At 57.7% G+C, this 26,728-nt stretch carries 20 protein-coding genes; 7 read left to right on the top strand and 13 right to left on the bottom strand.

The genetic code is table 11. The features are described from left to right. Nucleotides 1-5 precede the first annotated feature (5 nt). From gyrA to BQ5379_RS03230, 9 genes are all read right to left on the bottom strand, one after another. Complete coding sequence (gene gyrA, locus BQ5379_RS03270; protein ID WP_071134117.1) at nt 6-2,525, bottom strand: DNA gyrase subunit A; 2,520 nt, start codon at nt 2,523-2,525, stop codon at nt 6-8. A gap of 103 nt (nt 2,526-2,628) precedes the next feature. Next, nucleotides 2,629-4,140: a sulfatase family protein gene (locus BQ5379_RS03265; RefSeq protein ID WP_071135522.1), complete on the bottom strand. Its 1,512-nt coding sequence runs from the start codon at nt 4,138-4,140 to the stop codon at nt 2,629-2,631. A gap of 110 nt (nt 4,141-4,250) precedes the next feature. Further along, complete coding sequence (gene nqrF / locus BQ5379_RS03260; RefSeq protein ID WP_071134116.1) at nt 4,251-5,549, bottom strand: NADH:ubiquinone reductase (Na(+)-transporting) subunit F; 1,299 nt, start codon at nt 5,547-5,549, stop codon at nt 4,251-4,253. Nucleotides 5,550-5,568: 19 nt separating this feature from the next. Continuing rightward, on the bottom strand, nt 5,569-6,186 hold the full coding sequence (gene nqrE, locus BQ5379_RS03255; RefSeq protein ID WP_071134115.1) for an NADH:ubiquinone reductase (Na(+)-transporting) subunit E: 618 nt from the start codon (nt 6,184-6,186) through the stop codon (nt 5,569-5,571). A gap of 29 nt (nt 6,187-6,215) precedes the next feature. Further along, nucleotides 6,216-6,863, bottom strand: coding sequence for an NADH:ubiquinone reductase (Na(+)-transporting) subunit D (locus BQ5379_RS03250; RefSeq protein ID WP_071134114.1), 648 nt, complete (start codon nt 6,861-6,863; stop codon nt 6,216-6,218). Further along, complete coding sequence (gene nqrC / locus BQ5379_RS03245) at nt 6,863-7,687, bottom strand: NADH:ubiquinone reductase (Na(+)-transporting) subunit C (RefSeq protein WP_071134113.1); 825 nt, start codon at nt 7,685-7,687, stop codon at nt 6,863-6,865. The genes BQ5379_RS03250 and nqrC overlap by 1 nt, the downstream gene beginning before the upstream one ends. An 18-nt stretch (nt 7,688-7,705) precedes the next feature. Next, nucleotides 7,706-8,890 (bottom strand): NADH:ubiquinone reductase (Na(+)-transporting) subunit B, encoded by a 1,185-nt coding sequence (locus BQ5379_RS03240; RefSeq protein ID WP_071134112.1) that lies wholly within the window; start codon nt 8,888-8,890, stop codon nt 7,706-7,708. A 9-nt stretch (nt 8,891-8,899) separates the two neighbouring features. Then, a complete protein-coding gene (locus tag BQ5379_RS03235) occupies nt 8,900-10,276 on the bottom strand; it encodes a Na(+)-translocating NADH-quinone reductase subunit A (RefSeq protein ID WP_071134111.1) in 1,377 nt (458 codons plus the stop codon). Between the two features lie 55 nt (nt 10,277-10,331). Beyond that, complete coding sequence (locus tag BQ5379_RS03230) at nt 10,332-11,549, bottom strand: AIR synthase related protein (RefSeq protein ID WP_071134110.1); 1,218 nt, start codon at nt 11,547-11,549, stop codon at nt 10,332-10,334. A gap of 169 nt (nt 11,550-11,718) precedes the next feature. Between BQ5379_RS03230 and BQ5379_RS03225 the strand changes: the two genes are divergently transcribed. Beyond that, nucleotides 11,719-13,272, top strand: a complete 1,554-nt coding sequence (locus BQ5379_RS03225) for a hypothetical protein (RefSeq protein ID WP_071134109.1) — start codon at nt 11,719-11,721, stop codon at nt 13,270-13,272. A gap of 162 nt (nt 13,273-13,434) precedes the next feature. Here the strand turns inward: BQ5379_RS03225 and BQ5379_RS03220 are convergent, their stop codons facing one another. The 4 genes from BQ5379_RS03220 to BQ5379_RS03205 form a co-directional block, all read right to left on the bottom strand. Continuing rightward, nucleotides 13,435-14,385, bottom strand: a complete 951-nt coding sequence (locus BQ5379_RS03220; protein WP_071134108.1) for a DMT family transporter — start codon at nt 14,383-14,385, stop codon at nt 13,435-13,437. Nucleotides 14,386-14,625: 240 nt separating this feature from the next. Then, the gene (locus BQ5379_RS03215) at nt 14,626-15,219 is read right to left on the bottom strand and encodes a M48 family metallopeptidase (RefSeq protein ID WP_071134107.1); all 594 of its coding nucleotides are present in this window, start codon (nt 15,217-15,219) and stop codon (nt 14,626-14,628) included. After that, complete coding sequence (miaA, locus tag BQ5379_RS03210) at nt 15,206-16,114, bottom strand: tRNA (adenosine(37)-N6)-dimethylallyltransferase MiaA (protein ID WP_071134106.1); 909 nt, start codon at nt 16,112-16,114, stop codon at nt 15,206-15,208. Before miaA ends, BQ5379_RS03215 begins: the two co-directional genes overlap by 14 nt. Continuing rightward, nucleotides 16,092-16,610, bottom strand: a complete 519-nt coding sequence (locus BQ5379_RS03205; protein WP_071134105.1) for an IS1096 element passenger TnpR family protein — start codon at nt 16,608-16,610, stop codon at nt 16,092-16,094. The genes miaA and BQ5379_RS03205 overlap by 23 nt, the downstream gene beginning before the upstream one ends. Nucleotides 16,611-16,721: 111 nt before the next feature. On the opposite strand from BQ5379_RS03205, the gene BQ5379_RS03200 reads away from it, so the two are divergent. From BQ5379_RS03200 to BQ5379_RS03175, 6 genes are all read left to right on the top strand, one after another. Next, nucleotides 16,722-17,618: a diaminopimelate dehydrogenase gene (locus BQ5379_RS03200; RefSeq protein ID WP_071134104.1), complete on the top strand. Its 897-nt coding sequence runs from the start codon at nt 16,722-16,724 to the stop codon at nt 17,616-17,618. 299 nt (nt 17,619-17,917) lie between these two features. Beyond that, on the top strand, nt 17,918-21,574 hold the full coding sequence (dnaE, locus tag BQ5379_RS03195) for a DNA polymerase III subunit alpha (protein WP_071134103.1): 3,657 nt from the start codon (nt 17,918-17,920) through the stop codon (nt 21,572-21,574). 73 nt (nt 21,575-21,647) lie between these two features. After that, on the top strand, nt 21,648-21,962 hold the full coding sequence (gene trxA, locus BQ5379_RS03190; RefSeq protein WP_071134102.1) for a thioredoxin: 315 nt from the start codon (nt 21,648-21,650) through the stop codon (nt 21,960-21,962). 255 nt (nt 21,963-22,217) lie between these two features. After that, nucleotides 22,218-22,883 carry a beta-phosphoglucomutase gene (gene pgmB, locus BQ5379_RS03185; RefSeq protein ID WP_071134101.1) on the top strand — a complete coding sequence of 222 codons (666 nt, stop codon included), beginning with the start codon at nt 22,218-22,220 and terminating at the stop codon, nt 22,881-22,883. Next, the gene (locus BQ5379_RS03180) at nt 22,883-25,210 is read left to right on the top strand and encodes a family 65 glycosyl hydrolase domain-containing protein (protein WP_071134100.1); all 2,328 of its coding nucleotides are present in this window, start codon (nt 22,883-22,885) and stop codon (nt 25,208-25,210) included. The genes pgmB and BQ5379_RS03180 overlap by 1 nt, the downstream gene beginning before the upstream one ends. A gap of 1 nt (nt 25,211) precedes the next feature. After that, nucleotides 25,212-26,543 carry an alpha-amylase family glycosyl hydrolase gene (locus BQ5379_RS03175; protein ID WP_071134099.1) on the top strand — a complete coding sequence of 444 codons (1,332 nt, stop codon included), beginning with the start codon at nt 25,212-25,214 and terminating at the stop codon, nt 26,541-26,543. The last annotated feature ends 185 nt before the right edge of the window (nt 26,544-26,728 follow it).

Below are 26,728 nucleotides of genomic sequence, written 5' to 3'. Positions count from 1 at the left end.
TGTTTCTATTCGTTGCCGGGCTCTTCGGCGGGGGTAGCTGCGGTGCCTTCCCCTTCGGTCTCGGCCGGGGTCTCGTCGTCGCTTTTGGGTACGGCGATCACCGAGGCGATGGCGTCGTTACCGCGGAGGTTGATGATCTTGACTCCCTGAGCGGCACGGCCGGTGACGCGGATGTCCGATACGGGGGTGCGGATCGTCAGACCCGAGCGGTTGATAATCATCAGGTCGTTTTCGTCGCTGACGGCCTGGATCGAGATCAGTTTACCGGTCTTTTCGGTGATCTGGATGGTCTTGACACCCTTACCGGAGCGGCCGGTGATGCGGTAGTCGTCCAGGTCGGTGCGTTTGCCGTAGCCGTTTTCGGATACGACCAGGATTTCGGGCTTCTGGCCGGGTTCGACGGTCAGCATGCCGATTACTTCGTCGCCTTCGTCGAGGCTGATGCCGCGTACGCCGGCGCCGGTTCGACCGATGGCGCGTACTTTGTTCTCTTCGAAGCGGATGGCTTTACCGTCTTTGGCGGCGATCACGATCTGGGCGTTGCCGCTGGTCAGGGCGGCGTCGATCAGCTGGTCACCCTCCTTGATGGTGATGGCGTTCACACCGTTCTGGCGCGGACGGGAGTAGGCTTCGAGCAGGGTCTTCTTGATGATACCTTCGCGGGTACACATCACGATGTAGTTGTTGTTGACGTATTCCGGATCGTTCAGGCGACGGACGTTGATGTAGGCGCGTACCTTGTCGTCGGGTTCGATCTGGATAACGTTCTGTATGGCTCTCCCTTTAGACGAACGGCTTCCTTCGGGGATTTCGTATACCTTGAGCCAGTAGCACCGCCCTTTTTCTGTGAAAAAGAGCATGGTGTTGTGCATCGTGGTCACGTACATGTGCTCGATGAAATCGGCATCGCGGGTGGCGGAGCCTTTCGAGCCCACGCCGCCGCGCGACTGGGTCCGATATTCGGTCAGGGGGGTGCGCTTGATGTACCCCATGTGGGAGATGGTGATCACGACCTCTTCGTCTGCGTAGAAGTCTTCGGGGTTGAACTCTTCGGCGCTGAGGACGATTTCGGTGCGGCGTTTGTCGCCGTATTTCTCGCGGACTTCGTTGAGCTCGTCCTTGATGACCTGCATCTGCATGGGTTCGCTGGCGAGCAACTCGTTGTAGTAGGCGATCATTTTACGCAGCTCGTCGTACTCTTCCTGGAGTTTCTCGTGTTCGAGTCCGGTCAGGGCGCGCAGACGCATGTCGACGATGGCCTGGGCCTGCAGGTCGCTGAGGCTGAAGCGGCTGATGAGGCCTGCTTTGGCTTCGTCGGCGTTTTTGGCGGCGCGGATGATGCGGATCACTTCGTCGATGTTGTCCTGGGCGATGAGCAACCCTTCGAGGATGTGGGCACGTTCTTCGGCTTTGCGCAGGTCGTATTTCGTGCGGCGCACGATCACGTCGTGGCGGTGACGGACGAAGTATTTGATGAGCTGTTTGAGGTTCAGCGAGCGCGGACGGCCGTCCACCAGGGCGATGTTGTTGACGGCGAAGGTGGATTGTAGCTGGGTGTATTTGTACAGGGTGTTGAGCACCACGCTGGCTACGGCGTCGTGTTTGAGGATAATCACGATGCGCATCCCGTTGCGGTCGCTTTCGTCGTTGATGTACGAGATCCCTTCGATCTTCTTTTCGTTGATGAGGCTGGCGATCTTTTGGATCATTTCGGCCTTGTTGACCTGGTAGGGGATTTCGGTAATGACGATGCATTCGCGACCCGAGGGGGTGTGTTCGATTTCGGTCTTGGAGCGGATCACGACGCGGCCGCGGCCGGTTTCATAGGCCTGACGTACTCCTTCGTATCCGTAGATGATACCGCCGGTGGGGAAGTCGGGGGCTTTGATCTTGTCGATGAGCTCCGAGATTTCGATGTCGGGGTTGTCGATGTAGGCGTCGATGGCATCTACGGTGTCGCTCAGGTTGTGGGGGGGCATGTTGGTGGCCATCCCCACGGCGATACCGGAACTGCCGTTGACCAGCAGCAGCGGGATTTTGGTGGGCAGTACGGTGGGTTCGTAGATGGTGTCGTCGAAGTTGAGGGTGAAATCGACGGTCTCTTTGTCGATGTCGGCCATCACTTCGTCGGTGATCTTCTGCATGCGGGCTTCGGTGTAACGCATGGCAGCGGGGGAGTCGCCGTCGACGCTACCGAAGTTACCCTGTCCGTCGACCAGCGGATAGCGCATCGACCACTCCTGGGCCATGCGGACCATGGCGTCGTAGACGGACAAGTCGCCGTGGGGGTGGAATTTACCGAGCACTTCGCCGACGATACGGGCGGATTTTTTATAGGGCTTGTCGGAGTAGAGCGAGAGCTCGTTGCTCATCCCGTAGAGCACGCGGCGATGGACCGGTTTGAGGCCGTCGCGCACGTCGGGAAGGGCACGAGAGACGATCACGGACATCGAATAGTCGATGTAGGCGCTCTTCATCTCCTCCTCGATATTGATTTTGATGATTCTGGCTTGCTGTTCTTCCATGGGTTGTTGGAGTTTCCTTTCTTAGCTTTTTAAGCTACTAAGATACGGCTTTTCGCCGACACTCGCAAATTCTGTGCGCTCTTTCTGGACTCGGAGGGCCGGGCTATTTGTACAGTACCACAGGAACGTCGTTCGACTGCGGTTTGCCGGGGGTGGTGCGGCCGCGCTGGATGGCTTTTTCGAGCTCGCGAAGCATGCGGCTGCTCTGTTTCTGGCCGGGGGTGTAGCGGTTCGCTTCGGCTGGTTCGCCCGGGGTGGCAGCCATGTCGAAGAGCTGCATCCGGGGGGCATCGGCGGCTTCGGCTCCGGGAACCGGCGCGCTCCAACCGCCCGATCCGGGGCAGACGCAGAGTTTCCACTGGCCCTGACGGATGGCGAAGAAGCCTTCGATCGAGTGGTGGATCAGCATGTGCTTGCGGTCGGAAGCACGTTCCCGGCCGCGCAGGATGGAGAGTTGGCTGAAGCTGTCCTCGCCGGCGTCATCGGGTAGACGAAGGCCGAGCAGTTCGGCACAAGTGGCCATCAGGCCGGTTTGGCACACCGGGGCGTTGCTTTGGCTGCCGGGGGCGATCAGCGCCGGATAGCGCATAATGTAGGGAACGCGGTGGCCGCCGTCGTAAATGTCGGCTTTCGTGCCGCGGAAGATGTAGCTGGGGTTGTGGCCGTGGGCTTTGAGGTTTTTGTAGTTGGCCGACGGGGAGCAACCGTTGTCGGCAGTGAAAACGATGAGGGTGTTTTCCTCGATGCCGGCTTCACGTACGGCTTCCATGACGCGTCCCACGACATCGTCCACATGGAGCAGGAAGTCGCCGTAGGGGCCGATTCCGCTCTTACCGGCAAACCGGCCGGAGGGGATGATCGGGGTGTGGGGAGCGGTCAGCGGGAAGTAGAGGAAGAAGGGTTCGTTTCCGGCGGCCTGCTGGCGAATGTATTCGACGGCTTTGTCGGTAAAGTGGTCGAGGGTCTTGGCGATGTCGAAATCCTGCGCGATGGGGCCTTTCCGCCAGAAGGCATAGCCATTGTGGCCGTCGATGGTGTCGGTGACGGGGGCGGTGATGCGTCCGTTCTCGATGTACACGTAGGGCGGTATGTCGAGCGAGGCGGGCATGATGTAGGAGTATTCGAAGCCGTTATCGTTCGGACAGGCGGTCAGCGGTTGGGTGAAGTCAACCTCTTTGGGGGAATCGGAACGGTACTGCCAGCCGAGGCCGAGGTGCCACTTTCCGATGCAGGCGGTGTGGTAGCCGGCAGAACCGAGCAGGGTGGCCACGGTCATCCGTTCGGGTTCAATCAGGGCGGGGGTGTAGGACCATCCCACGCCGGACTGAAGCCGTGAGCGCCAGTTGTAACGGCCGGTGAGGATCGAATAGCGCGACGGGGTCGAGACGGCGGACGAGGTGTGGGCATCGCTGAAGGTGATCCCTTGTGCGACGAGGCTGTCGATGTGCCGTGTCTGGACTTTGCAGTCGCGATTGAGGGCTGACACGTCGCCGTACCCCATGTCGTCCGCCAGAATGTAAATGATGTTCGGGCGGTCGTTTTTGTTGGCGGAGTGGGCTGCGGCCAGCGTTGGTACCAGGCTGCTCAGCAGGATGGGGCAGAGGGCTCGTTTCATGGCGATCATTTATGGTGTGAATTAACAAACAAATGTACAAAAAAAACGCTTCGAAACCGAAGCGTTTTTTCGTGTAATTCTCTCTGATTCGGGAGAATATGTGGGATCGATTAGGATCCGAAGTTGTCGTACAGGATGTTTTCGGGCGGAACTCCCAGCGAGTCGAGCATTTTGACTACGGAGGAGATCATCATGGGCGGTCCGCACATCAGGTAGATGCAGCCTTCGGGATCTTCGTGGTTCTTGAGGTAGTTTTCGTAGAGCACGTTGTGTACGAAGCCTGCTTTGTAGGGTACGCCTGCTGCGTCGGCATCCGGGTCGGGACGGTCGAGAGCCAGGTGGAACGAGAAGTTCGGGAACTGCTCTTCGATTTCGTGGAACTCGTGGATGTACGGAGCTTCCTTCAGGGCGCGGGCACCGTACCAGAACGATACCGGACGTTTTGTCTTTTCGGTCTTGAACAGGTGCATGATGTGGCTGCGCATCGGAGCCATACCGGCACCACCGCCGATGAAGATCAGTTCCTGGGTGTCGGGCAGGTTGTCCGGCAGGAAGAATTCGCCGTAAGGACCGGAGATGGTCACCTTGTCGCCGGGTTTGCGGCTGAAGATGTACGACGAGCAGATACCGGGGTTCACCTTCATGAAGCCGCCGTTAACCTTGTCGAAGGGCGGAGTGGCGATACGGATGTTGAGCATGATGATGTTCCCTTCGGCCGGGTGGTTGGCCATGGAGTAGGCACGGAAGGTCGGCTCGGGGTTCTTGGTCACCAGATCCCACATCTTGAATTTGTCCCAGTCGGCGCGGTATTGTTCATCGACATCCATATCCGAGAATTTGATCTCGTCGTATTTCGGAACGTCGATCTGGATGTAACCGCCGCTGCGGAATTTGAGCTGTTCGCCTTCGGGGAGTTTCACGACGAACTCTTTGAGGAAGGTCGAGATGTTGCGGTTCGAAATCACTTCGCATTCCCATTTCTTCACGCCGAGTACCGATTCGGGTACCTGGATCTTCAGGTCGTTCTTGACTTTGACCTGGCAACCGAGGCGCCAGTGGTCCTGTTGTTGTTTACGGCTGAAGAAGTTGACTTCGGTGGGGAGGATCTCTCCGCCGCCTTCGAGCACCTGGCATTTGCACATCCCGCACGAGCCACCGCCACCGCAGGCGGAGGGCAGGTAGATACCTTGTTCGCTCAGGGTCGAGAGCAGGCTCGATCCGGTCGGGGCGGTGATCTCTTTTTCGCCGTTGATGGTGATGGTCACGTTGCCTGAGGGGGTGAGTTTCTTCTTGGCGAAGAGCAGCACGGCCACCAGGATCAGCGTGATCACCACGAAGGCGATGATGGCCGCGACGAGCGTGGGCGTCAGATTCGCGGCTGCTGCTGAAAGAATGGTTGATGATATCATCGTGTCTGTCTGTAATGCGTTAGAGTTGGATACCGAGGAAGATCATGAAGGCGATCCCCATCAGGCCGGTAATAATGAACGTGATGCCCACTCCTTTGAGGGGTTTGGGAATGTTGGAGTAGGTGAGTTTTTCGCGGATGGCGGCCATGCCGATGATGGCGAGCCACCAGCCGATACCCGAGCCCAGGGCGAAGGCGGTAGCTTCGCCGATGTTGGCGTAGGCACGTTCCTGCATGAAGAGCGAACCACCCATGATGGCGCAGTTCACGGCGATCAGCGGCAGGAAGATACCCAGCGAACTGTAGAGGCTGGGGGCGAATTTCTCAACGACCATTTCGACCAGTTGGACGATCGAGGCGATCACGGCGATGAAGACGATCAGGCTGAGGAAGCTCAGGTCCACGTCGGCCATCGACGGGGATACCCAACTCAGGGCGCCGGCTTTGAGGACGTATTCGTTGAGCAGGTAGTTGACCGGTACGGTGACGGTCATCACGAAGATGACGGCGAGCCCCAGACCCATGGCGGTCTTGACGGTCTTCGACACGGCGATGTAGGAGCACATCCCGAAGAAGAAGGCGAAGACCATGTTGTCGATGAAGATCGACTTGACAAAGATGTTCAGTATGTTTTCCATAATTGATCTCTATGTTGATAGGGTGGGTGCTATTTCTCCTGCAGTTCTTTGTTGCGGCTGCGGTGGATCCAGATGATGATACCCACAATGATCAGGGCCATCGGGGGCAGGATCATCAGACCGTTGTTGACGTAGCCGTGTTCGTAGCACCACTGCGGGATAACCTGGTAGCCCCAGAGGGTACCCGAACCGAGCAGTTCGCGGAAGAAGGCCACGATCAGCAGGATCATACCGTAACCCAGACCGTTGCCGATACCGTCCAGGAACGAGGGCCAGGGTTTGTTACCCATGGCGAAGGCTTCCAGACGACCCATCAGGATACAGTTGGTGATGATCAGGCCGACGTACACGGAGAGTTGTTTGCTGATGTCGTAGACGAAGGCTTTGAGCACCTGGTCGACGAGGATTACCAGCGCGGCGATCACCACCAGTTGGACGATGATACGGATACGCGAGGGGATCCCTTTGCGGATCAGCGAGATGATCAGGTTGGAGAAGGCGGTCACGACGGTCACCGAGAGGGCCATCACGAAGGCCGGTTTCATTTTGGCGGTCACCGCCAGGGCCGAACAGATACCGAGAATCTGAACCAGAATCGGGTTGTTGCGTCCCAGGGGGCCCAGCAGCGTGTTCATGTTTTTAGCCGAGAAGAGCGGCTCTTTTTCTTGGGTACTCATTATTTGGCTCCTCCTTCCGTATTTTGGGCAGTCGCGGTGCTGTCGGCGGCCGGGACGAGGTCAGTCATCGGGACGCTCTTGGCGGTGGACTGTACTTGTTCGAAGAACGGGACGTAGTCGCCCAGGCAATCTTTCAGCATGGCTTTCACGCCGTTCGAGGTCAGCGTGCCGCCCGAGATGGCGTCAACGGCCGAGGGGTTCCCTGCCGACGCACCTTTGCCTTTGAGCAGGTTGATCGATACGAATTGTCCTTCGTTGTTGAAGATCTGTTTGTCGACGAATTGTTGCTGGAATGCCGGGGTGGCGATTTCGGCACCGAGGCCCGGGGTTTCGCCCTTGTGGTCGAAAACGGCGCCCAGTACGGTGTTGCAGTCGTCGCTCAGGGCGATGTAGCCCCAAATGGCGCCCCACAGACCTTTACCGGTCATCGGAATGACGTACTCGGTTTTCGATGCGCCGTCTTTGGTGACGGTAGCTTCGAATACCGGCATGGCGGTGCGGGCTGCGAATACGCCGGGCAGGTCGTTCAGCGACTCCAGAACCTCTTCCGAGGTGGCATCGGTGGTTTTGCCGGTGGAGTCGACGAAGAATGCGCGGGTGATATATTTCGCGAATTCGGCTTCGATGTATTTGTTTTTGTCCGGTGCCGTGTCGGCCTCTTTGCCTTCCCCGATGGTGCTGAGGATGGCGCCCATCTTTTCGGTCATGATGTTGGCCTGCTGCATGGGCTGAAGCTTAATGGCGGCAAAGGAGAGCACCGCGGCGACGAGAACCACCAGGATGGTCGCGTAGGTGACTATATAGGTGTTGCTTTGCTTGTTCATCGTTTCGGTAATGAATGGTTATGCGTTGGCTTTGGCCCGTTTCAGACGGCGTTTGATGTTGCCTTGTACGACGTAGTAGTCGATCAGCGGTACCATGGCGTTCATGAACAGGATGGCGAGCATCATGCCTTCCGGATAGCCGGGGTTGAGCACGCGGGTCATCACGCACAGTACGCCGATCAGGAATCCGTAGATCCACTTGCCGCGGTTGGTCTGCGCTGCGGTAACGGGGTCGGTGGCCATGAAGACGGTACCGAAGGCGAAACCGCCGATAATCAGGTGGTACCAGGCCGGGATGTCCATCATTACGTTCGAACCGATCAGGTTGAACAGACCGCCCATCACCAGACCGCCCAGTACGCACGAGAGCATGATGCGCCACGAACCTACGCCGGTCCAGATCAGAATGAAGGCACCGATGAGGATGGCCAGGGTCGAGGTTTCACCGATCGAGCCGGGGATGAAGCCGAAGAACCAGTCGAGCGGGGTGGTACCCATGCTCCAGTCGATGGACTGGGCGTTGCTCGAGAGGGCTGCTGCGGCGTCGGAGAGCGGCGTGGCACCCGAGTAGCCGTCGATGGTCTGGAGACCGTTTTTCAGACCGGCCACCCACACTTCGTTACCGGAGATGGAGGTCGGGTAGGCGAAGAAGATGAAGGCACGGGCGAGCAGTGCGGGGTTGAAGATATTCATCCCGGTGCCGCCGAACATCTCTTTGCCGACGATCACGGCGAAGGCGGTAGCCACGGCGATGATCCACAGCGGGCAGTCGACGGGCATGATCATGGGGATCAGCAGACCGCTGACCAGGAAGCCTTCGTTGACTTCTTCCTTGCGGATTTCGGCGAAGATGAATTCGATGCCGAGGCCGACTACGTAGGAGACGATGATGATGGGGAGCACTTTGAGGAAGCCGAACCAGAAGTTTTGCATCACGGTGGCTTCGACGCCCTGGGCCAGGTTGTGCTGGTAACCCACGTTGAACATGCCGAAGAGCAGTGCGGGCAGCAGGGCCACGATCACCACGGTCATGGTACGTTTGAGGTCCATGGCGTCGCGGATGTGCGCACCTTTTCGGGTCACGGTGTTCGGCACGTAGAGGAACGATTCGAAGGCTTCGAAAGTAGAGGCGAATTTGCCGTACTTCCCGCCCCGTTCAAAATTGGGCTTTATCTTGTTCAGATAGTTTCTTAATCCTTTCATACTGCGCCGTTAGTTGAGTTCTTTGATCATCTGTTCGATCCCTTTGCTGACGATGGCCTGCCATTCGTTTTTCGAGGGGTCGATGAATTCGCACAGGGCCAGGTCTTCTTCGAGGATTTCGTAGATACCGAGGTTTTCCATCTTGTCGATGTCGCCTGCCAGGATCGCTTTGATCAGGTAGAGCGGGTAGATGTTCATCGGTACTACGTTGTCGTAAATCCCGGTTTGGACGAAGGCACGGTGCGCGCCGTTCATATTGGTGTCGAGGTTGTACTTCTTCTTGGGGAAGAGCCACGAGAAGTAGCTGTGCGATACGGAGAATTTGTTCAGTCGAGGCATCGCCCAGCCCATGAATTCGTAGGTGTTACCTTCGGGGATGACGGTCACCTGGTTGTGGTAGAAGCCGAGGTAGCCGTTCACGTTGTCCGGCGTAACCTTGATCCCGGTCAGGGGGTTGCCGCTGATGATGCGCACGTCGTGTTTGTCGGTGTCGTTCTGCGGGCGGAGGTTGCCGTCAATCACCGAACCGATCTGGGCGCCGCTGATGACTTTGAAGTAGCGCGGTTTGGCCACTTCCGAGCCGGTCAGGGCGATCACTTTGCTCATGTCGACGGTACCGGTCAGGAACAGGTGGCCGATCATGGCTACGTGCTGCAGGTCGAGGGTCCAGACGATGTCGCCTTTGTTGATCGGGTCGATCTGGGCGATCTGCACGCCGACGTTACCGGCCGGGTGGGGACCTTCGATGTGGTGTACTTCGGCTTGTTTGATGCGGCTCAGCACACCGGCGGTGGTGTCGGTGCCCACGGTCAGGTGGACTTTGCCGTCGGTCAGTTTCTTGAGCACTTCCAGGCCGGCGATGATGTTTTCGCCCTGGTCCTGTACCACGAAGTTCATGTCGGGAGCCAGCGGGGCGGTGTCCAGACCCGATACGAAAATGGCTTTGGGTGTTACGTTGGTCTGGGCGATCACGCCGAAGGGACGTTGAACGATCATCGGCCAGAAACCGGCTTTGAGCATGGTTTCTTTCACGCGTTCGCGGGTGAGCTCCGTGAGCGGGCATACGTCAAAGTTTTCGCTCTGATTCTGTCCGTCGGGGATCACCACGACACTCAGGATTTTGCGTTTCTCGCCGCGGTTGACTGCGCTGACCTCGCCGCTCACCGGTGAGGTGAAGAGCACCTCGGGGTTCTCCTTCGAGAAGAACAGCGGGCTGCCGGCTTTGACCTTGTCACCAACCTTGACCAGCATCTTCGGGGTCACACCGCGATAGTGGTCCGGTACCAGCGCGTAGCTGGAGGCCGCAGCACTTTTGGTGAGCACCCGTTCGGCTGCGCCGACCAGGTTAATGTCGAGACCTTTGCGTAGTTTGATTACTTTCGACATATTGGTTATTGAGTTGTTGTTTTGGATTGTCTCTCGCTTGTGAGTGACCCCGCCCTTAGCGGGTGTAGTGATAGGTGTTGCCGTCGGCGCCGGTCACGTCGAGTTGGGCCGGAGCGGTCGGGTCGGCCAGTGCCTCCACGCGGCCCACGATTTGGGCGGCGATGCCCAGCGATTCGGAGATGCCGATGATGTCGGCGGCCGTTTCGGGGGCGACGTAGAGTTCCATACGGTGGCCCATGTTGAAGACCTTGTACATCTCTTCCCACGGGGTTCCGGATTGTTCCTGGATGGCGGCGAAGAGCGGCGGTACGGGCAGCAGGTTATCTTTTACGATGTGCAGGCCGGCGTTGGCGAAGTGTAGGATCTTGGTTTGCGCGCCGCCGGTGCAGTGGATCATGCCGCGGATATGCTGGCGGCCCACTTCGTTCAGAATGCGGGTGATGACGGGGGCGTAGGTCCGGGTCGGGGAGAGGACCAGACGGCCCATGTCCATATAGGCCGGGACGCCGGCGCCGTATTTGGCCGGAACGGGATCGGTCAAACCGTACGAGCCGGTGTAGACCAGTTCGTCGGGGATACCGCCGTCGTAGGATTCGGGATATTGTTCGGCCATGCGTTTGCCGAAGACGTCGTGGCGGGCGGAGGTGAGTCCGTTGCTGCCCATGCCGCCGTTGTAGCCGGTTTCGTATTTGGCCTGTCCGTAGGAGGCGAGGCCCACGATCACCGAACCGGGAACGATGTGGTCGTTGGTGATGACTTCGTCGCGGCGCATGCGGGCCGTGACGGTCGAATCGACGATGATGGTGCGCACCAGGTCGCCCACGTCAGCGGTCTCACCGCCCGTGGAGCGGATGTTGACGCCGTAGTCGCGCATGGTCTGGAGGAACTCTTCGGTGCCGTTGATGATGGCTGAGATGACCTCGCCCGGGACGAGCCGTTTGTTGCGGCCGATGGTCGAAGAGAGGATGATGTTGTCGGTGGCGCCGATGCAGAGCAGGTCGTCGGTGTTCATCACCACGGCGTCCTGTGCCACGCCTTTCCAGACGTCGAGGTTGCCGGTTTCGCGCCAGTACATGTAGGCGAGCGATGATTTGGTGCCGGCACCGTCGGCGTGCATGACCAGACAGTGGTCTTCGCTGCCGGTGAAATAGTCCGGGATTACTTTACAGAAGGCTTTGTCGTACAAGCCTTTATCGATGTTCTTGATCGCCTTGTGGACGTCTTCTTTGCCGGACGATACGCCGCGGCCTGCGTAACGTGAATGGTCTGCCATTTGGTATACCTTTTTTTGACGTCCGCAAAGTTATTTAATTTTTTTGTTTTTCGTGTGAATGTTTTAACAGTTATTTGTCGTTTTCTGATTTCTATGGGCCGTGGCGAACGGAGTGCGCGGAATTTGGGTATCTTTGTTAGCTCAATACTAACCGGAAGTTTGTTGCGTCATGAATTCGAATCAGAAACAGGAGGCCGTGTTCGAACTGGTCCATGCCATGAGCAAGGCGGAAAAACGAAATTTCAAACTCTTCGCCGCGCGTCATTCGGCCAACCAGGGGGCCAAATTCATTGCCCTGTTCGACGCTCTCGATGCTCTGGACGAATATGACGAGGAAAAGGTGCTTAAAAAGTCGGGGATCAAAAAGGAACAGCTCCCCAACATGAAATCCTATCTCTATCGGCAGATTCTGGTCAGTGTGCGCCTGCTCAACGTGCAGCACATTGGGGTGATGGAGATCCGTCAGATGATCGACTTCGCCCGCATCCTCTACGACAAGAGCATGTTCCGGCAGGTGTTGCAGATGCTGGACCGGGCCAAAACCATGGCCCTCGAACTGCAGAACTTCACCCTGGCGCTGGAAATCGTGGAGTTTGAGAAGCGGGTCGAGTCGCTGCACATGAACCGCAGTGCTTCGGACCGTGCCGAGAGGCTCAGCGAACAGGCCGAGATGCTCTCCAAACGGATCGCCAACATCAATGCCCTCTCGAACCTTTCGGTGCAACTGTACAGCCTGAATCTCCAGTTGGGTTACGTCCGCAGCGAAAAAGACCGAAAACTGGTCACCGATTTCTTCAAGGCGCGTCTGGACGGATACTCCGATCGCGGCATGAGCTTTCACGAGCGGCTGTACCTCTATCAGGCCCGTGTCTGGTACAGCTACATCCGGCACGACTTTGTGATGTGCTACCGTTATGCCCGTCGGTGGGTGGGCCTTTTCGACGAAAAACCCGATTTGATCTCGGTCTATTACGACCACTATGTGCGGGCTGTGGCCCGTTTGCTCGACGTGCTCTTTATGACACGTCGTCACGATCAAATGATCCAGGTGGTCGAAAAGTTTGAACGTGAACTGCCGAAAATCAAACCGATGACCGATAACCTGATTATCGTCTCGAACCTTTGTCTGCTGCAGGCCAAAATCAACATCCATTTCATGGAGGGAACCTTTGCCGAAGGGGTTTCGCTGGCGGCCGATGTGGACGCCTTCCTCAAAGAGTACGGACGCAGTGTGGACGAACATTACCGGATGTTGCTCCACTACAAAATTGCCTGTCTCTACTTCGGTAACGGCGAGTACAAGAAGTGCATGAGTTATCTGCACACCATCATCTCGATGCCGAATCCCGAGTTCCGACGTGACCTGCAGGTGTTTGCGCGTATCCTCCACCTGATTGCCTCATACGAGGCGGGCGAAGACTATTCGCTGGAGTATCAGATCAAAAACGTCTATGCTTTTGTGGTCAAGGTCAACGATATGCACTCCGTGCAGCACGAGATTATCACCTTCCTCAAACGCATTCCGCACACCTATGCTTCGAACTTCAAGGGCGAGCTGATTCGTCTGTATGAGCATCTGAAACCGTTCGAGACCCATCCTTACGAGCGGCGTCCCTTCTTTTACCTCGACATTATTTCGTGGTTGGAAAGCAAAATCAAGAATATCCCTATCGCCGAGATTATCCAGCGGAAATACCGCGACAGCCGACGTCGGAGAGGGTAGTGCCTGCAATTTTGGCACGGCAGCGAAATATTGTGTGTGGGTTATGGGCGGAGTGGAGAAGGGTAGTACAGGTTGTCATTCCTATCATAGACATCGTCCCCGGCAAACGGTTCGAACCGTTTGCCGGGGACGGTATTTTAAGTGTGAGGGTCGAGGTGAGGCTTAGGCTGCCTGCGGATCCGTCGAGCGTTTCTCTTCGTCGTCCATCTGCTGGCGGCTCTTGCTGGTGGTCACCAGATAGACTCCGCCGAAAATCAACAGTACTGCGGCCAGTTTGCTGAGGTTGAAGGTATCCAGCCCCAGACATACCGATACGATGCAGGCCACGATCGGCTGGAGGTAGTTGTACATCCCGGCCACCGTCGGACGCAGGTTCTTCTGTCCGATGACGATCAGCATATAGCTGAGGAAGGTGCCGCTCACCACCACAAAAGCGATGGAACCGAGAGCACGGGCGTCGAGTGCGCTCCACTGCGTGGCGATCAGGTCGTCGTACGAGAAGGGAAGGGTGCAGATAAAGGCGTAGGTGAACATCCATTTCATGATGGTGAAGAGCGAATATTTACCCACGAAATTCTTGAACAGCACCAGGTAGAAGGCGTAGCTCAGCTGGGCGGTGAGGACCAGCAGGTCGCCCCACACGGGACTATCGCCGCTGGCGGTGGCGGCCTGGGTTTGGCTGCTGCCCAGGATCAGCAGCAGTGCGCCGCAGGCTCCGAAGGCGATACCGCCGACCTTTTTGCCGGTGATCGGCTCTTTCAGAAAGAAGGCGGCGAGGATCATGGCCCAAAGCGGCATGCTGGTGGTGATGATCGAGGCGTCGGCAGGCGAGGTCAGCCCCACGCCGAAGATGAAACAGCCCTGGTTGAAGACGATGGCCAGCAGCGAGGCGCCGAACAGTTTGGCCAGGTCGCGCGGGGCGACGCGTTCGGGCTTTTGGAACAGCGAGCCGATCCAGAAGAGGATCATCGCACCGATGATTCGCAGGTCGGTCAGTACCAGCGGGGTGACGATGCCGCCGGTCAGGACGATTTTGGCCAGCGGGGACATCAGCCCCCACGAAACATTGGCCAGAAACATGGCGCCGTGGCCTTTCCAACAGATGTTTTGCATGGTTTTTCGTAAGGAGTCTGCCTGCGGATGGCGGTTGGGGGGCCGTACGTGCTGCGAGGGATGAAGGTTTGCAGGTGTTGTGGGTCGCCGGGCGTTGGCAGACGGGTGGGTTTTGATTGAAACGGTTAATGGTTTTTCGGTTGAGGTTGCTCCCTTTTGCGGATGAGTTGCTTTGTGGGTATTGCGCGAATGCCAACCGGTTTGCCGGGGTTCGAGGCAGGGGCAATAGCTCCGGACGGATCAGCGGATGATGCGTTTTTCGCGGGCGAAGTTCTTGAGCAGCAGGTCGGCCTCTCGCCACGAGGGCATGAACTGTTCGACCAACCGGTAGAATTCGCGGGAGTGGTTGTTTACGACGAAGTGGCACAGTTCGTGCAGGATGATGTAGTCGATGCACGGATCGGGGGCTTTGACCAGGTGCAGGTTCATGGTAATCAGCCCTTTCGTGTAGTAACAACGACCCCAGGCGCGTCGCATGGCAAAAATCTTCAGCCGCGGCGGGGGAAGCGGATAGCCGGCGGCGTGGAATTGCGGCAGCCAGCGCGATATGGCCTCTTCGTAGGCCTGTCGTGCCTGACGGCGGTACCAGCCGGTCATGAACTGTTCGAAGTTCTCACGCGTGGGCGGATGGAGTGCGACGACCATCGTCTGCTCCTGAAGGGTCAGTCCGTTGCGCAGGGCGGCGGGTTTCAGCGTGACGGAATATTCGGTGCCGCGCAACAGAAATTTGCGGCGCACCGAGTGGATCGGTGTCGCCCTCTTGCGGGCGGCATCGACGGGGGCACGCCGCACGAGCGGCGGCCGGCCGTGGAACAATATCTTAATGATTCCCATCGATATAACCGATCATTTGGTCTGTTTCGGTCGGTGCGAACCACCGGATCGAGGGGTCGCGCCGGAGCCAGGTCATTTGACGTTTGGCGTAGCGCCGGGTGTTGCGTTTGATGAGCGCTACGGCTTCATCCAGTGACGTCGTGCCGTCGAAGTGGTCGAACAACTCCCGGTAGCCGACCGTTTGCAGGGCGGGAAGGGCACGCTGCGGGTAGAGGGCGCGGGCTTCGTCAAGCAGGCCGCTCTCCATCATCTGATCGACGCGCCGGTTGATCCGCTTGTAGAGTTCCTCGCGGGGCAGCGTGATGCCGATCTTGAGGACGGCGAAACGGCGCGGTTTGGCCGAGCCGCTGCGCTGGTCGGAGTAGGGGCGGCCGCTCAGTCGGCATACCTCGACGGCGCGGATCACGCGTTGCGGGTTCTGCCGGTCGACGGTTTCGTAGTAGTCCGGATCAAGACGCCGCAACTCTTCGACCAGCTGCTCCAGCGGAGTGGCGGCCAGGGTGGCACGCAGTGCGGGGTCGGATTCGGGCAGGTCGTCGAATCCGTTGAGCAGCGCATCGACGTAGAGTCCCGACCCGCCCACGAGCAGTACGTCGGGTGTTTGCGGAAAGAGCGTTCCGTCGAGCAGAGCCAGTGCTTCGCGTTCGTAATCGCCGGCCGTGAAGGGCTCGTGGATGCTTTTGTTCTGGATGAAATAGTGGGGGACACCCGCCTGCTCGGCGGGTGTGGGGACGGCGGTGCCGACGGTCATCTCGCGGTAGAGCTGCCGCGAATCGGCCGACAGCACGGGGATGCCGTAGTGCTGTGCCAGGACGATGCCGGCGGCGGTTTTGCCCACGCCGGTGGGACCCTGGACGACAATCAGGCGTCGGTTATTCGTCGTCGTAGTTGTCATCGCCGGTGAAGTCTCCGAATTCGTCCATCGCCTCGTCGAACATCGACCGCTGGTCGTCGTCGCCGTCGTCGGCACGCCGTTGCAGCGGCGGCTCGCCCGCTTCGGTGACGATGCGCGGGTAGCTGACGCCCTCTTCGGCGAATTTGGCTTCGAGCAGCTCGATGAAGAACTGACGCTCGTTGAAGATATCGAAAACGTAGATCAGGCGGCCGAATTTCTCGTGCATGAGCTGTCCCAACGTGACGCGGGCCATGTGGACGGGGCTGAACTCATCCTCGTCGTTGTCGAAACCCATATCCTCGGAGGTGAACTCGCGTATCTTTTCCCACTCGGAGTCCGAGGTGAAGATCGATGCCATCTCGGCGGGACTGTAGCCGATCGATTCACGCAGGTAGACGTGAAAATCGGCCAGATTCATGTCGTACGGGACTTCGTAGTCGCGGACGAAATCTTCGGCCTCGTCGCTGAGCATCCTGAATTTGAAGATCATAGACATGCTGTCGCGGTTTTGATTCCTCCAAAGGTAACTTTTTTTCCCGTTCTGCTTATGGTGATAAGCGGCGAATTCGTTTTCTTTGTGTTTGGAAAAATCAAAACTTACAGGAAAATGAAAAAGATACGTGCAGCTATCGTCGGCTATGGAAATATTGGCCACTACGTGCTGGATGCGCTGGAAACGGCGCCTGACTTCGAGATTGCCGGTATCGTGCGGCGCGATGCGTCGAACGTCCCCGCCGAACTGGCCAAATATCAGGTGGTGAACTCGCTGGAAGCGCTCAGCGATGTGCAGGTGGCCATCCTCTGCACCCCCAGTCGCAGCGCTCAGGAGTATGCCGAAAAGGCCCTTGCACTGGGAATCAACACCGTGGACAGTTTCGATATCCATACCGATATCGTTGAGACCCGTCGGGCGCTCGATGCCGTGGCGCGCAAACATACCGCTGTGGCCGTGCTGTCAGCCGGCTGGGACCCCGGTACGGACTCGATGGTGCGTGCCCTGCTGGAGGTATGCGCTCCGAAAGGCTTGACCTACACTAACTTCGGTCCTGGCATGAGCATGGGACATACCGTTGCCGTCAAAGCGATCGAAGGGGTCAAGGCTGCTTTGTCGATGACCATCCCCACCGGTACCGGTATCCATCGCCGAATGGTCTATATCGAAGTGAAGGAGGGTTACGATTTCGCGACGGTTGCGGCCAAAATCAAAGCCGATCCCTACTTCGTACATGACGAAACCCACGTGATGCAGGTCGAATCGGTGGACAGCCTCCTCGACATGGGTCACGGGGTGAACCTTACCCGTAAAGGGGTGTCGGGCAAAACGCCGAACCAGCGCTTTGAGTTCAACATGAGCATCAACAACCCGGCTCTGACGGCTCAGATCATGGTCGGCTCGGCTCGTGCCTCGCTGCTCCAGAAACCGGGTGCCTACACCATGATCGAGATTCCGCTGATCGATTACCTCTACGGCGAACGCGAAGATCTGGTGCGCCGACTGGTATAATCCACGGCCTGCTGAGTGGAGCGGGAGGTGGAGCCGACGTGTAATCTCGATTGAAGGACCGGTAGGTCTCTTTTGTCAGAGAGAAACTTTGTGCCCTTTTCTGCTCCCTGTCGTTCGAAAACAGGACTGCCCGTCGTTACCCTCTCAACTGGGGTGTTCGTGGGTGGAAACGGATTGTGAAAAACGGTATATGCTGACCCTCAGCATATACCGTTTTTTTCTCGTTTTTCCCTTCGTCGTGCGGTAGGAAAAATCTATCTTTGTCAGGAATCCAACTGCGTAGGAAAAGAACGATCGTTATGCCTGAATTTACTCATTTACACGTACATACACAATATTCTATCCTCGACGGAGCGGCGGCTATCAAAAAACTGCTCGCGCGCGCCAAAGAGCTCGGGATGACCTCGCTGGCCATCACCGACCACGGCAATATGTTCGGCGTAAAAGAGTTTCACAATGCCGCCCATGCTGCCGGCATCAAACCGATCCTCGGGTGCGAAGTCTATGTCGCCGCCCGCAGCCGTTTCGACAAGACCGAAAAGGAGGACCGCAGCGGCGATCACCTGATCCTGCTGGCCAAAAACCTTGACGGGTACCACAACCTCATCAAACTGGTCTCCTATGCCTGGACCGAAGGGTTCTACTACAACCCCCGTATCGACAAGGAGCTGCTCGAAAAGTATCACGAAGGGATCGTCTGCTGTTCGGCCTGTCTCGGGGGCGAGATTCCGCAGCGCATCATGCACGGCGATCTTGAGGGGGCCGATGCGGCCGTGAAGTGGTATCGCGACCTGTTCGGCGAGGACTACTACCTGGAGTTGCAGGCGCATCGCACGGGCGATCCGCAGCGCGACGCCAAAGTCTATGACCATCAGGTGACGGTCAACCGCGAACTGCTGAAACTGGCTGCCAAGTACGGCATCAAGTATATCGCCACGAACGACGTCCACTATATTTTGGCCGAGGATGCGGCGGCCCACGACCGGCTGATCTGCCTCAGTACGGGCCGTGACCTGGACGACCCCCAGCGCATGCGCTACACCGGACAGGAGTACCTGAAGAACTATGACGAGATGGCCGCCCTCTTTCCGGATCATCTCGAAGCGCTCGAAACCACCCAGGAGATTGTGGCCAAGATCGAGGACTATTCGCTCAGCCACAAACCCTATATGCCGAACTTCCTGCTGCCCGACGATTTTGTCGTCGAGCTCGAACCGCTCAAAAAGTCGATTGAGGTGGGGCTCGGCAAAATCTACAAGGACAAACCCGACGAACTGGCTGCCGTGAAGGAGAAGGTCAATGCCTGCGCCTCCGAAGAGGAGATCCGCGCGCTCGGCGCCCCCGTCTCCGATTTCCTGCTGACCGCCCGTCAGTTCTTGTATCTCAGCCATATCGTGTGGCAGGGAGCCGCGAAACGCTATCCCGGCGACAAACTGACTCCGGCCATCCGTGAACGCATCGACTTCGAACTCAAAACGATCGAATGGATGGGGTTCCCGGGTTACTTCTTGATTGTGTGGGACTTTATCCGCGCAGCGCGTGAAATCGGCGTCTCGGTCGGGCCCGGACGTGGTTCGGCGGCCGGTTCGGTAGTGGCATACTGTCTGAAAATCACCAATATCGACCCGATTGCCTACGACCTGCTGTTCGAGCGTTTCCTCAATCCGGAGCGTATTTCGCTGCCCGATATCGATATCGACTTCGACGAAGACGGACGCGAAGACGTGATGCACTACGTGGTGCAGAAATACGGTCAGAAACGGGTGGCGCACATCATCACCTTCGGTACGATGGCCGCAAAGTCGTCGATCAAGGATGTGGCGCGTGTGCAGAAACTCCCGCTGGCCGAGAGCGACCGCCTGTCGAAAATGGTGCCCGACAAACCCGGTACGACCCTCGAAAAAGCCTATAAGGAGGTGCCCGAACTGGCTGCCGAACGCGAATCCGAAAACCCGTTGATTCGCGATACGCTCCGTTATGCCGAAAAGCTCGAAGGCTCCGTGCGCCAGACCGGCGTCCACGCCTGCGGGATCATCATCGGGCAGGACGACCTCGAAAAATTTGCCCCCATCTCGACTGCCAAGGATGCCGAACTCTTTGTCGTCCAGTACGAAGGGAGTCTCGTTGAGGATGCCGGGCTGATCAAGATGGACTTCTTGGGGCTCAAAACCCTCTCCATCATCAAGGACGCCGTGCAGAACATCAAGGAGTCGAAGGGGATCGACCTCGATATCGACTCCATTCCGCTCGACGATAAAAAGACCTTTGAACTCTACTCCAACGGCGAAACCACCGGGTTGTTCCAGTTCGAATCGCCCGGTATGAAGAAACACCTGCGCGCCCTGCAGCCCAACCGTTTCGAGGACCTGATCGCCATGAACGCCCTCTATCGGCCCGGCCCCATGGAGTATATTCCGAACTTCATCGCCCGCAAGCACGGCCGGGAACCGATCACCTATGACCTGCCCGACATGGCCGAGTATCTGGAGGATACGTACGGCATTACGGTCTACCAGGAGCAGGTGATGCTGCTTTCGCAGAAGTTGGCCGGTTTCACCAAAGGGCAGGCCGATACGCTGCGTAAGGCGATGGGGAAAAAGAAAAAGGATGTGCTGGATAAGATGAAGGGCGATTTTCTGGACGGAGCCGTTGCCCACGGCCACGACCGCGCGATATGCGAAAAAATCTGGGGCGACTGGGAAGCCTTCGCCTCGTATGCCTTCAACAAGTCGCACTCCACGTGCTACGCCTACGTCTCCTACCAGACCGCCTACCTCAAGGCCCACTATCCGGCCGAATTCATGGCGGCCCTTTTGAGCCGTAACCTGTCTGACATCAAGAAGATCAGCTTCTTTATGGACGAGTGCAAACGGATGGGGACCCCGGTCAAAGGGCCGGACGTGAACAAGAGCCGCCATCACTTCTCGGTTGACAGCGAGCAGAACATCCGTTTCGGGATGGGCGGCATCAAGGGGCTCGGCGAGAATGCTGTGCAGGCTATCCTCGACGAACGGAACGCGAACGGCGACTTCAAGGACATTTTCGACTTCGTGGAGCGAGTTAACCTGCAAACCGTCAACCGCAAAAATATCGAGTGTCTGGCGCTGGCCGGCGCTCTGGACTCCATCTCGCCGTTCCACCGCAGCCAGTTCTTTGCGCAGGACGGCAAGGGTGGGACCTTTATCGAGTCGCTGGTTCGTTACGGCGGCTTGGTGCAGGCCGAGCGGGCCCAGCAGCAGAACAGCCTCTTTGGCGAGATGATGTCCGGCGTGATGGTGCAGAAACCCGAAATTCCGAATGCAGAAACCTGGGGCAAACTCGAAACCCTCGAAAAGGAGAAGGCCGTGGTCGGCATCTACCTCTCGTCGCACCCGCTCGACGACTACCGGATTCTGATCGAAAAGTACTGTTCCAACACCGTCAGCGAGTTGGATGACCTGCAGGCTCTGCGCGAACGTGACTTCACGGTGGCCGGCATGGTCACTTCGGCCCAGTACCTCACTACCAAGACCGGCAAGCCTTACGGCCGCTTCACCATCGAGGACTTCAGCGGAAGCCATACCTTCACCCTCTGGAGCAAGGATTGGGAAACGTTCCACTCGTTCTGTTTCGAGCAGAACTCGATTCTGGTCAAAGGGCGTGTGCAGATGAGCCGTTTCCGCCCCGGCGAGCTGGAGATCGTTATCAAAAGCATGAAAAGCCTCTCCGAAGTGATGGAGAACGACATTCGGGAACTGGTCGTTACGATCCCCGTCAACGACCTCTCGACCGGATTCATTGCCGACCTGTCGAGTACGGCCGCTTCGTCCGGAGGCCCCGTCTCGCTGCTGTTCCACATCTTCGATCCGGACAGCGGCGTCAAGGTGGCTCTGCGCACCCGCACCCCGAAAGTCGAACTGAATGCACAGGTGGTGGGGCTGCTCGACGATTACGGTTTCAAATACCGGATAAATTGATTAGATTTGTATGCTTTTCATACAACGCGAAAGACCGTTTTATTTAGATAACACATTAAAAATCAAAAACATTATGGCATTGGAAATCAATTCGGCCAATTTCAGCGAAATCATGGCCTCGGACAAACCGGTAGTGATCGATTTCTGGGCAGAGTGGTGCGGTCCGTGCCGCATGGTGGGGCCCATCATCGAAGAACTGGCCAACGACTACGCCGATAAGGCCGTTATCGGTAAATGCGATGTCGATTCGAACGACGAAATCGCCGCACAATTCTCGATCCGCAACATCCCGACGATCATCTTCGTTAAGGGTGGACAGGTCGTAGACAAACAGGTCGGTGCCACCACCAAGGCTGCTCTGGCCGAAAAGCTCAACAAACTGTTGTAAAAGACCCTCCGGAGGTAAAATTACTCTCGAAAGGCTCGCCGGGATATTTGGTATCGGTGAGCCTTTTTTGTATTTTTACACAATATATTCATGGACCGAACCGGGTGCCGGCGAGTGGTGGACGAAGAGGAGCAGCGAAAGCCGGGACGGAGGTCCGGAATGCGGTATAATAATGCGTGGGAAGTTCACCGGATGGGGAGGGGAAGATGGGGTGCAGGTGAAGCAGTTCCCGACAGATAAATAACCTGGCATGCTATGATTCGTGCTGCACTTTTCGACCTCGACGGCGTGATCGTCGATACGGCCAAATATCACTACCTTGCCTGGCGGCGGCTGGCCGACAGGCTGGGATTCCGTTTTGCGGAGACCGACAACGAACGCCTCAAGGGGGTCAGTCGCATGCGTTCGCTCGATATTCTGCTCGAAGTCGGCGGAATGAGCGACCGTTTTACCCCCGAAGAGAAGGAACGCCTTGCCGCTCAAAAGAATGAGTGGTATGTCGCGTATATTTCGCAGATGACCCCGGACGAGATTCTGCCCGGTGTACTCTCCTTCCTGGATGAGGTGCGGGCCGACGGCATTCGTACGGCACTGGGCTCCGCCAGCCGCAATACGGCGTTGATTCTCGGGCGATTGGGGATTGACCGATATTTTGACGCGGTGGTGGACGGCACGATGGTGACCCGCACCAAACCCGATCCCGAGGTCTTTCTCCGATGTGCCGGGATGGTCGGTATCGAGCCGGCTGCCTGCGTGGTCTTCGAGGATGCCGAAGCCGGTATCGAAGCGGCCCGCGCTGCCGGTATGTACAGCGTCGGCATCGGCAGTCCCGAACGGCTGGGGCAGGCTGACCGGGTAATCCCCGGATTCGCCGGCGTATCGTGGTCGCAGATCAAAACGCAACTTTGTACGATCAGATAATGGAACAGCGTAAGTTGGAAATCGACCCCTGGAAGATTGTCGAAACCGGTTTCGACCCCCGGAACGGGCGTACCTGCATGGCTTCGGAGAGCCTGTTCAGCATCGGTAACGGTGCGATGGGCGGACGGGCCAATTTCGAAGAGCATTTCAGCGGACAGACCCTCCCCGGCAACTACCTCGGAGGCATATACTACCCCGATAAAACCCGCGTGGGGTGGTGGAAAAACGGCTATCCCGAATATTTCGCCAAAGTGCTCAATTCGGCTTTCTGGCCCGGCGTCGATATTTGTATCGGCGGGCAGCGACTCGATTTGGCCGTCTGTCCGGTCGAGGCTTTTCGCCGTGAACTCGATATGCGGCGGGGGCTTCTGTCGCGCACTTTCGTTGCCCGGGTGTCCGACCGCGTGCGGGTCGAAGTTTGCGTGCGGCGCTTCGTCTCGATGGCCGATCCCGAACTCGGGGCGCTCGCTTATGAGTTGAAACTGTTGTCGGAAGAGGCGGTCGAAGTGGTCGCAACCCCCTTTGTCGAAGGGGATGTGCGCAACGAGGATGCCAACTACGACGAGAAATTCTGGGAACTCTGCGGCGTAGATCGGGAGCGTGCGACGCTCACGATGCGGACCCGGAAAACAGGATTCGAAGTGTCCTGGGCACAGCGCGTTGCGGTTGTAGCGGCCGGAAATCCGGTGGCCGGAGAACGGTTTGCGCAGGCCGAACGGGTGGCCGAACGGTTTGTGTGCACGCTTCAGCCGGGCGAGAGTCTGCGGATCGATAAATTTGTTGGGGTTGCGACCTCGATGAACCACGCTGCAGAGGAGCTGACGCAGGCAGCCTGCGCAGTAGCAGAAAAGGCTGCTGCACAAGGATTCGAACAGGAACTCGGGGCACACGAAGCCGCATGGGAGGAGAAGTGGAGCGGGTGTGACGTGGCCATCGACGGTGACGATGCCGCTCAACAGGGAATACGGTTCTGTATCTTCCAGCTTTTGCAGACCTACACCGGGCGCGACAGCCGGTTGAACGTGGGGCCCAAGGGCTTCACAGGCGAAAAATACGGCGGCAGCACCTATTGGGACACGGAGGCCTATTGTCTGCCCTTCTACCTCTGTACTAGCGGCGAAGAGGTGGCTCGACAGTTGTTGCGGTACCGTTATCGCCAGTTGCCGCAGGCAATCGAGAATGCTGCGAAACTGGGTTTCCGGGATGGGGCGGCGCTCTATCCGATGGTGACGATGACTGGCGAAGAGTGCCACAACGAGTGGGAAATTACCTTCGAGGAGATCCACCGAAACGGAGCCATCGCCTATGCGATCTACAACTATTGCCGTTACACCGGTACGCGCGACTATCTGCTCGAAGGCGGTCTGGAGGTACTGATCGGTATCGCGCGCTTCTGGGCCCAGCGGGCCACCTATTCGGAACCCAAGGATCAATACGTGATTTTGGGTGTGACGGGCCCCAATGAGTACGAAAATAACGTAAACAATAACTGGTACACCAATTTTCTGGCCGGCTGGTGTCTGCAGTACGCCCTGCTGGCGGCCGGATATGTGGCTAAACACCATCCGGAACACTATCGCCGTATTGTCGAAGTGACGCATCTGAATGCCGGGCAGGATGAGTTTGCCCGGTGGCGGCGCGTGGCCGACGGACTGTTCCTGCCCGAATGGTCGACCCCGGCCGGGCCGATTTTCCTGCAGCAGGAGGGCTATATGGATAAGGAGCAACGCCTTGCCAAGGATATTCCGGCCGAACAGCGCCCCATCAATCAGCACTGGTCGTGGGACCGGATTCTGCGAAGTTGTTTCATCAAACAGGCCGACGTGTTGCAGGGGCTCTACTTTTTCCAGGAGATGTTTGACCTCGAGACGATCGCGCGGAACTTCGATTTCTACGAGCCCCGCACCGTCCACGAATCGTCGCTTTCGCCCTGCGTGCATTCGATCCTGGCATCGCTCACGGGACGTACCGAAAAAGCCTATGAACTCTATCTGCGTACGGCGCGGCTCGATCTGGACGATTACAACAACGAGGTACACGAAGGGCTGCACATCACCAGTATGGCCGGCTCGTGGCTCTCGGTGATCGAAGGGTTTGGCGGTGTGCGTGTCGGGGCCGACGGACGGCTCCACGTGCGGCCGCGTTTGCCGCGTCAGTGGCGTGCGCTGACCTTCGAAATCCACTACCGCGGGGCGATTCTGCGCTTCGAGATCGGACGTGATGAGGTCTGCGTCGCGTCGACCAACGGGGTTGCTGTCGAGGTGGTGATCGGCCAGGTGGAATGTCTGGTCAATGACCGTCCCGTTCATGTCAAAATAGAAGCATAGTATGGCACAATTGTTATATCGTTGTCAGCCGCAACTCTCCAAGCGGCATCCGCAATGGGCCTCACAGGCCGTTATTTACGAGTTGAACGTCCGCCAGTTTTCGCCCGAGGGAACTTTTGCCGGTGTGGCGGAACAGTTGCCGCGATTGAAGGCGCTGGGGGTGGATGTGATCTGGATGATGCCGATCTTTCCGATCGGTGAGGAGCGCAGAAAAGGGTCGCTCGGCAGCTATTATGCGGTGCGCGACTACTGTGCGGTGAATCCCGAATTCGGTACGTTCAAGGAGTTGAAACTGCTGATTAATCGGATTCATCGTTTGGGGATGCGGGTGATTCTGGATTGGGTTCCGAACCACACCTCGCGCGATGCGGTGTGGACGGTGGAGCATCCCGATTGGTACAAGCACGATCCTGCGTCGGGCGAAATCGCGACGCCGTATGACTGGACGGATGCGGCGCAACTGGATTATGACAATCCGGCGATGCGGCGGGGAATGATCGATGCGATGCTCTTCTGGCTGCGTGAGACACGAATCGACGGATTCCGGGTCGATATGGCGATGCTCGAACCGCTGGAGTTTTGGAACGCCTGTGTGCCGGAGCTGGAGGCCTTCATGTCGAAAAAATCGCGCGACCTGTTCATGCTGGCCGAGGCCGAGGGGCCGGAGTTCCACACGGTGGCGTTCGATGCGACCTACTCCTGGGAGATGCACCACCTGACGGTGGACATCGCACAGGGGCGGGTAGTGTCGCCGGCGGCGGCGTTGCGCGACAGGCTCTCACACGAGGCATGGGAGTACGCTCCCGCAGCATTGCGGATGCGTTTCACGTCGAACCATGACGAAAATTCGTGGAATGGCTCTGAATTCGAGCGTTATGGTGCTGCGGTGCGTCAAATGGCGGCGCTCACGTTCCTGCTGCCGGGTGTACCGTTGATTTACAACGGGCAGGAGGCTGGGTCGAACCGTCAACTGCTGTTTTTCGAGAAGGATTGTGTGGATTGGCAGGGGCTGAACGGTGAGTGGACGGCGTTGTACGGAGAGTTAATCAGCCTGAAACATGCGCATCCGGCTTTGTGGGGAGGAACGGATGGGGGAGATCTCTATGCAATGGATAATTCGTTGTCGGATAAGGTGTTGACGTTGAAACGAAAAATTGGCGACGACGTGGTGATGGGGCTTTTCAACCTCTCGGGCGAGCATGTCGATTTCTCGGTCGGGGATGAGGATTTTGAAGGGGTGTTCGCACAGGTCGGGTCGCCGGAGATGGCGACGTTGCATCGCGATGCAAATTTCTACCTCCCGCCGTGGGGATGGTTTGTGTATTATAAGTAGCCTCTCTCTCCTTGGGAGGGGATTTATTGATTGTATGAAAGAGGAATTTGGGGGAGGAGAATAATCCGAACGGTTTTCGCCGTTCGGATATTCTTGTTTTTTTGGGGAGCGTGCAGGCAGGGGACTGTCCCTTTCTTGTAAGAAAGGGACCCAAAGAACTTTTCGAGGATGCTACGCATCCTAAA

The organism is Millionella massiliensis (assembly GCF_900104655.1).
Lineage (GTDB): Bacteria > Bacteroidota > Bacteroidia > Bacteroidales > Rikenellaceae > Rikenella > Rikenella massiliensis.
This window is presented reverse-complemented; position numbering and strand designations above follow the sequence as displayed.

Bases quoted from the DNA above. Each gene is read 5' to 3' on its own strand.
- gyrA (WP_071134117.1), bottom strand. From the start codon at position 2,525: ATGGAAGAACAGCAAGCCAGAATCATCAAAATCAATATCGAGGAGGAG.
- BQ5379_RS03265 (WP_071135522.1), bottom strand. From the start codon at position 4,140: ATGAAACGAGCCCTCTGCCCCATCCTGCTGAGCAGCCTGGTACCAACG.
- nqrF (WP_071134116.1), bottom strand. From the start codon at position 5,549: ATGATATCATCAACCATTCTTTCAGCAGCAGCCGCGAATCTGACGCCC.
- nqrE (WP_071134115.1), bottom strand. From the start codon at position 6,186: ATGGAAAACATACTGAACATCTTTGTCAAGTCGATCTTCATCGACAAC.
- BQ5379_RS03250 (WP_071134114.1), bottom strand. From the start codon at position 6,863: ATGAGTACCCAAGAAAAAGAGCCGCTCTTCTCGGCTAAAAACATGAAC.
- nqrC (WP_071134113.1), bottom strand. From the start codon at position 7,687: ATGAACAAGCAAAGCAACACCTATATAGTCACCTACGCGACCATCCTG.
- BQ5379_RS03240 (WP_071134112.1), bottom strand. From the start codon at position 8,890: ATGAAAGGATTAAGAAACTATCTGAACAAGATAAAGCCCAATTTTGAA.
- BQ5379_RS03235 (WP_071134111.1), bottom strand. From the start codon at position 10,276: ATGTCGAAAGTAATCAAACTACGCAAAGGTCTCGACATTAACCTGGTC.
- BQ5379_RS03230 (WP_071134110.1), bottom strand. From the start codon at position 11,549: ATGGCAGACCATTCACGTTACGCAGGCCGCGGCGTATCGTCCGGCAAA.
- BQ5379_RS03225 (WP_071134109.1), top strand. From the start codon at position 11,719: ATGAATTCGAATCAGAAACAGGAGGCCGTGTTCGAACTGGTCCATGCC.
- BQ5379_RS03220 (WP_071134108.1), bottom strand. From the start codon at position 14,385: ATGCAAAACATCTGTTGGAAAGGCCACGGCGCCATGTTTCTGGCCAAT.
- BQ5379_RS03215 (WP_071134107.1), bottom strand. From the start codon at position 15,219: ATGGGAATCATTAAGATATTGTTCCACGGCCGGCCGCCGCTCGTGCGG.
- miaA (WP_071134106.1), bottom strand. From the start codon at position 16,114: ATGACAACTACGACGACGAATAACCGACGCCTGATTGTCGTCCAGGGT.
- BQ5379_RS03205 (WP_071134105.1), bottom strand. From the start codon at position 16,610: ATGTCTATGATCTTCAAATTCAGGATGCTCAGCGACGAGGCCGAAGAT.
- BQ5379_RS03200 (WP_071134104.1), top strand. From the start codon at position 16,722: ATGAAAAAGATACGTGCAGCTATCGTCGGCTATGGAAATATTGGCCAC.
- dnaE (WP_071134103.1), top strand. From the start codon at position 17,918: ATGCCTGAATTTACTCATTTACACGTACATACACAATATTCTATCCTC.
- trxA (WP_071134102.1), top strand. From the start codon at position 21,648: ATGGCATTGGAAATCAATTCGGCCAATTTCAGCGAAATCATGGCCTCG.
- pgmB (WP_071134101.1), top strand. From the start codon at position 22,218: ATGATTCGTGCTGCACTTTTCGACCTCGACGGCGTGATCGTCGATACG.
- BQ5379_RS03180 (WP_071134100.1), top strand. From the start codon at position 22,883: ATGGAACAGCGTAAGTTGGAAATCGACCCCTGGAAGATTGTCGAAACC.
- BQ5379_RS03175 (WP_071134099.1), top strand. From the start codon at position 25,212: ATGGCACAATTGTTATATCGTTGTCAGCCGCAACTCTCCAAGCGGCAT.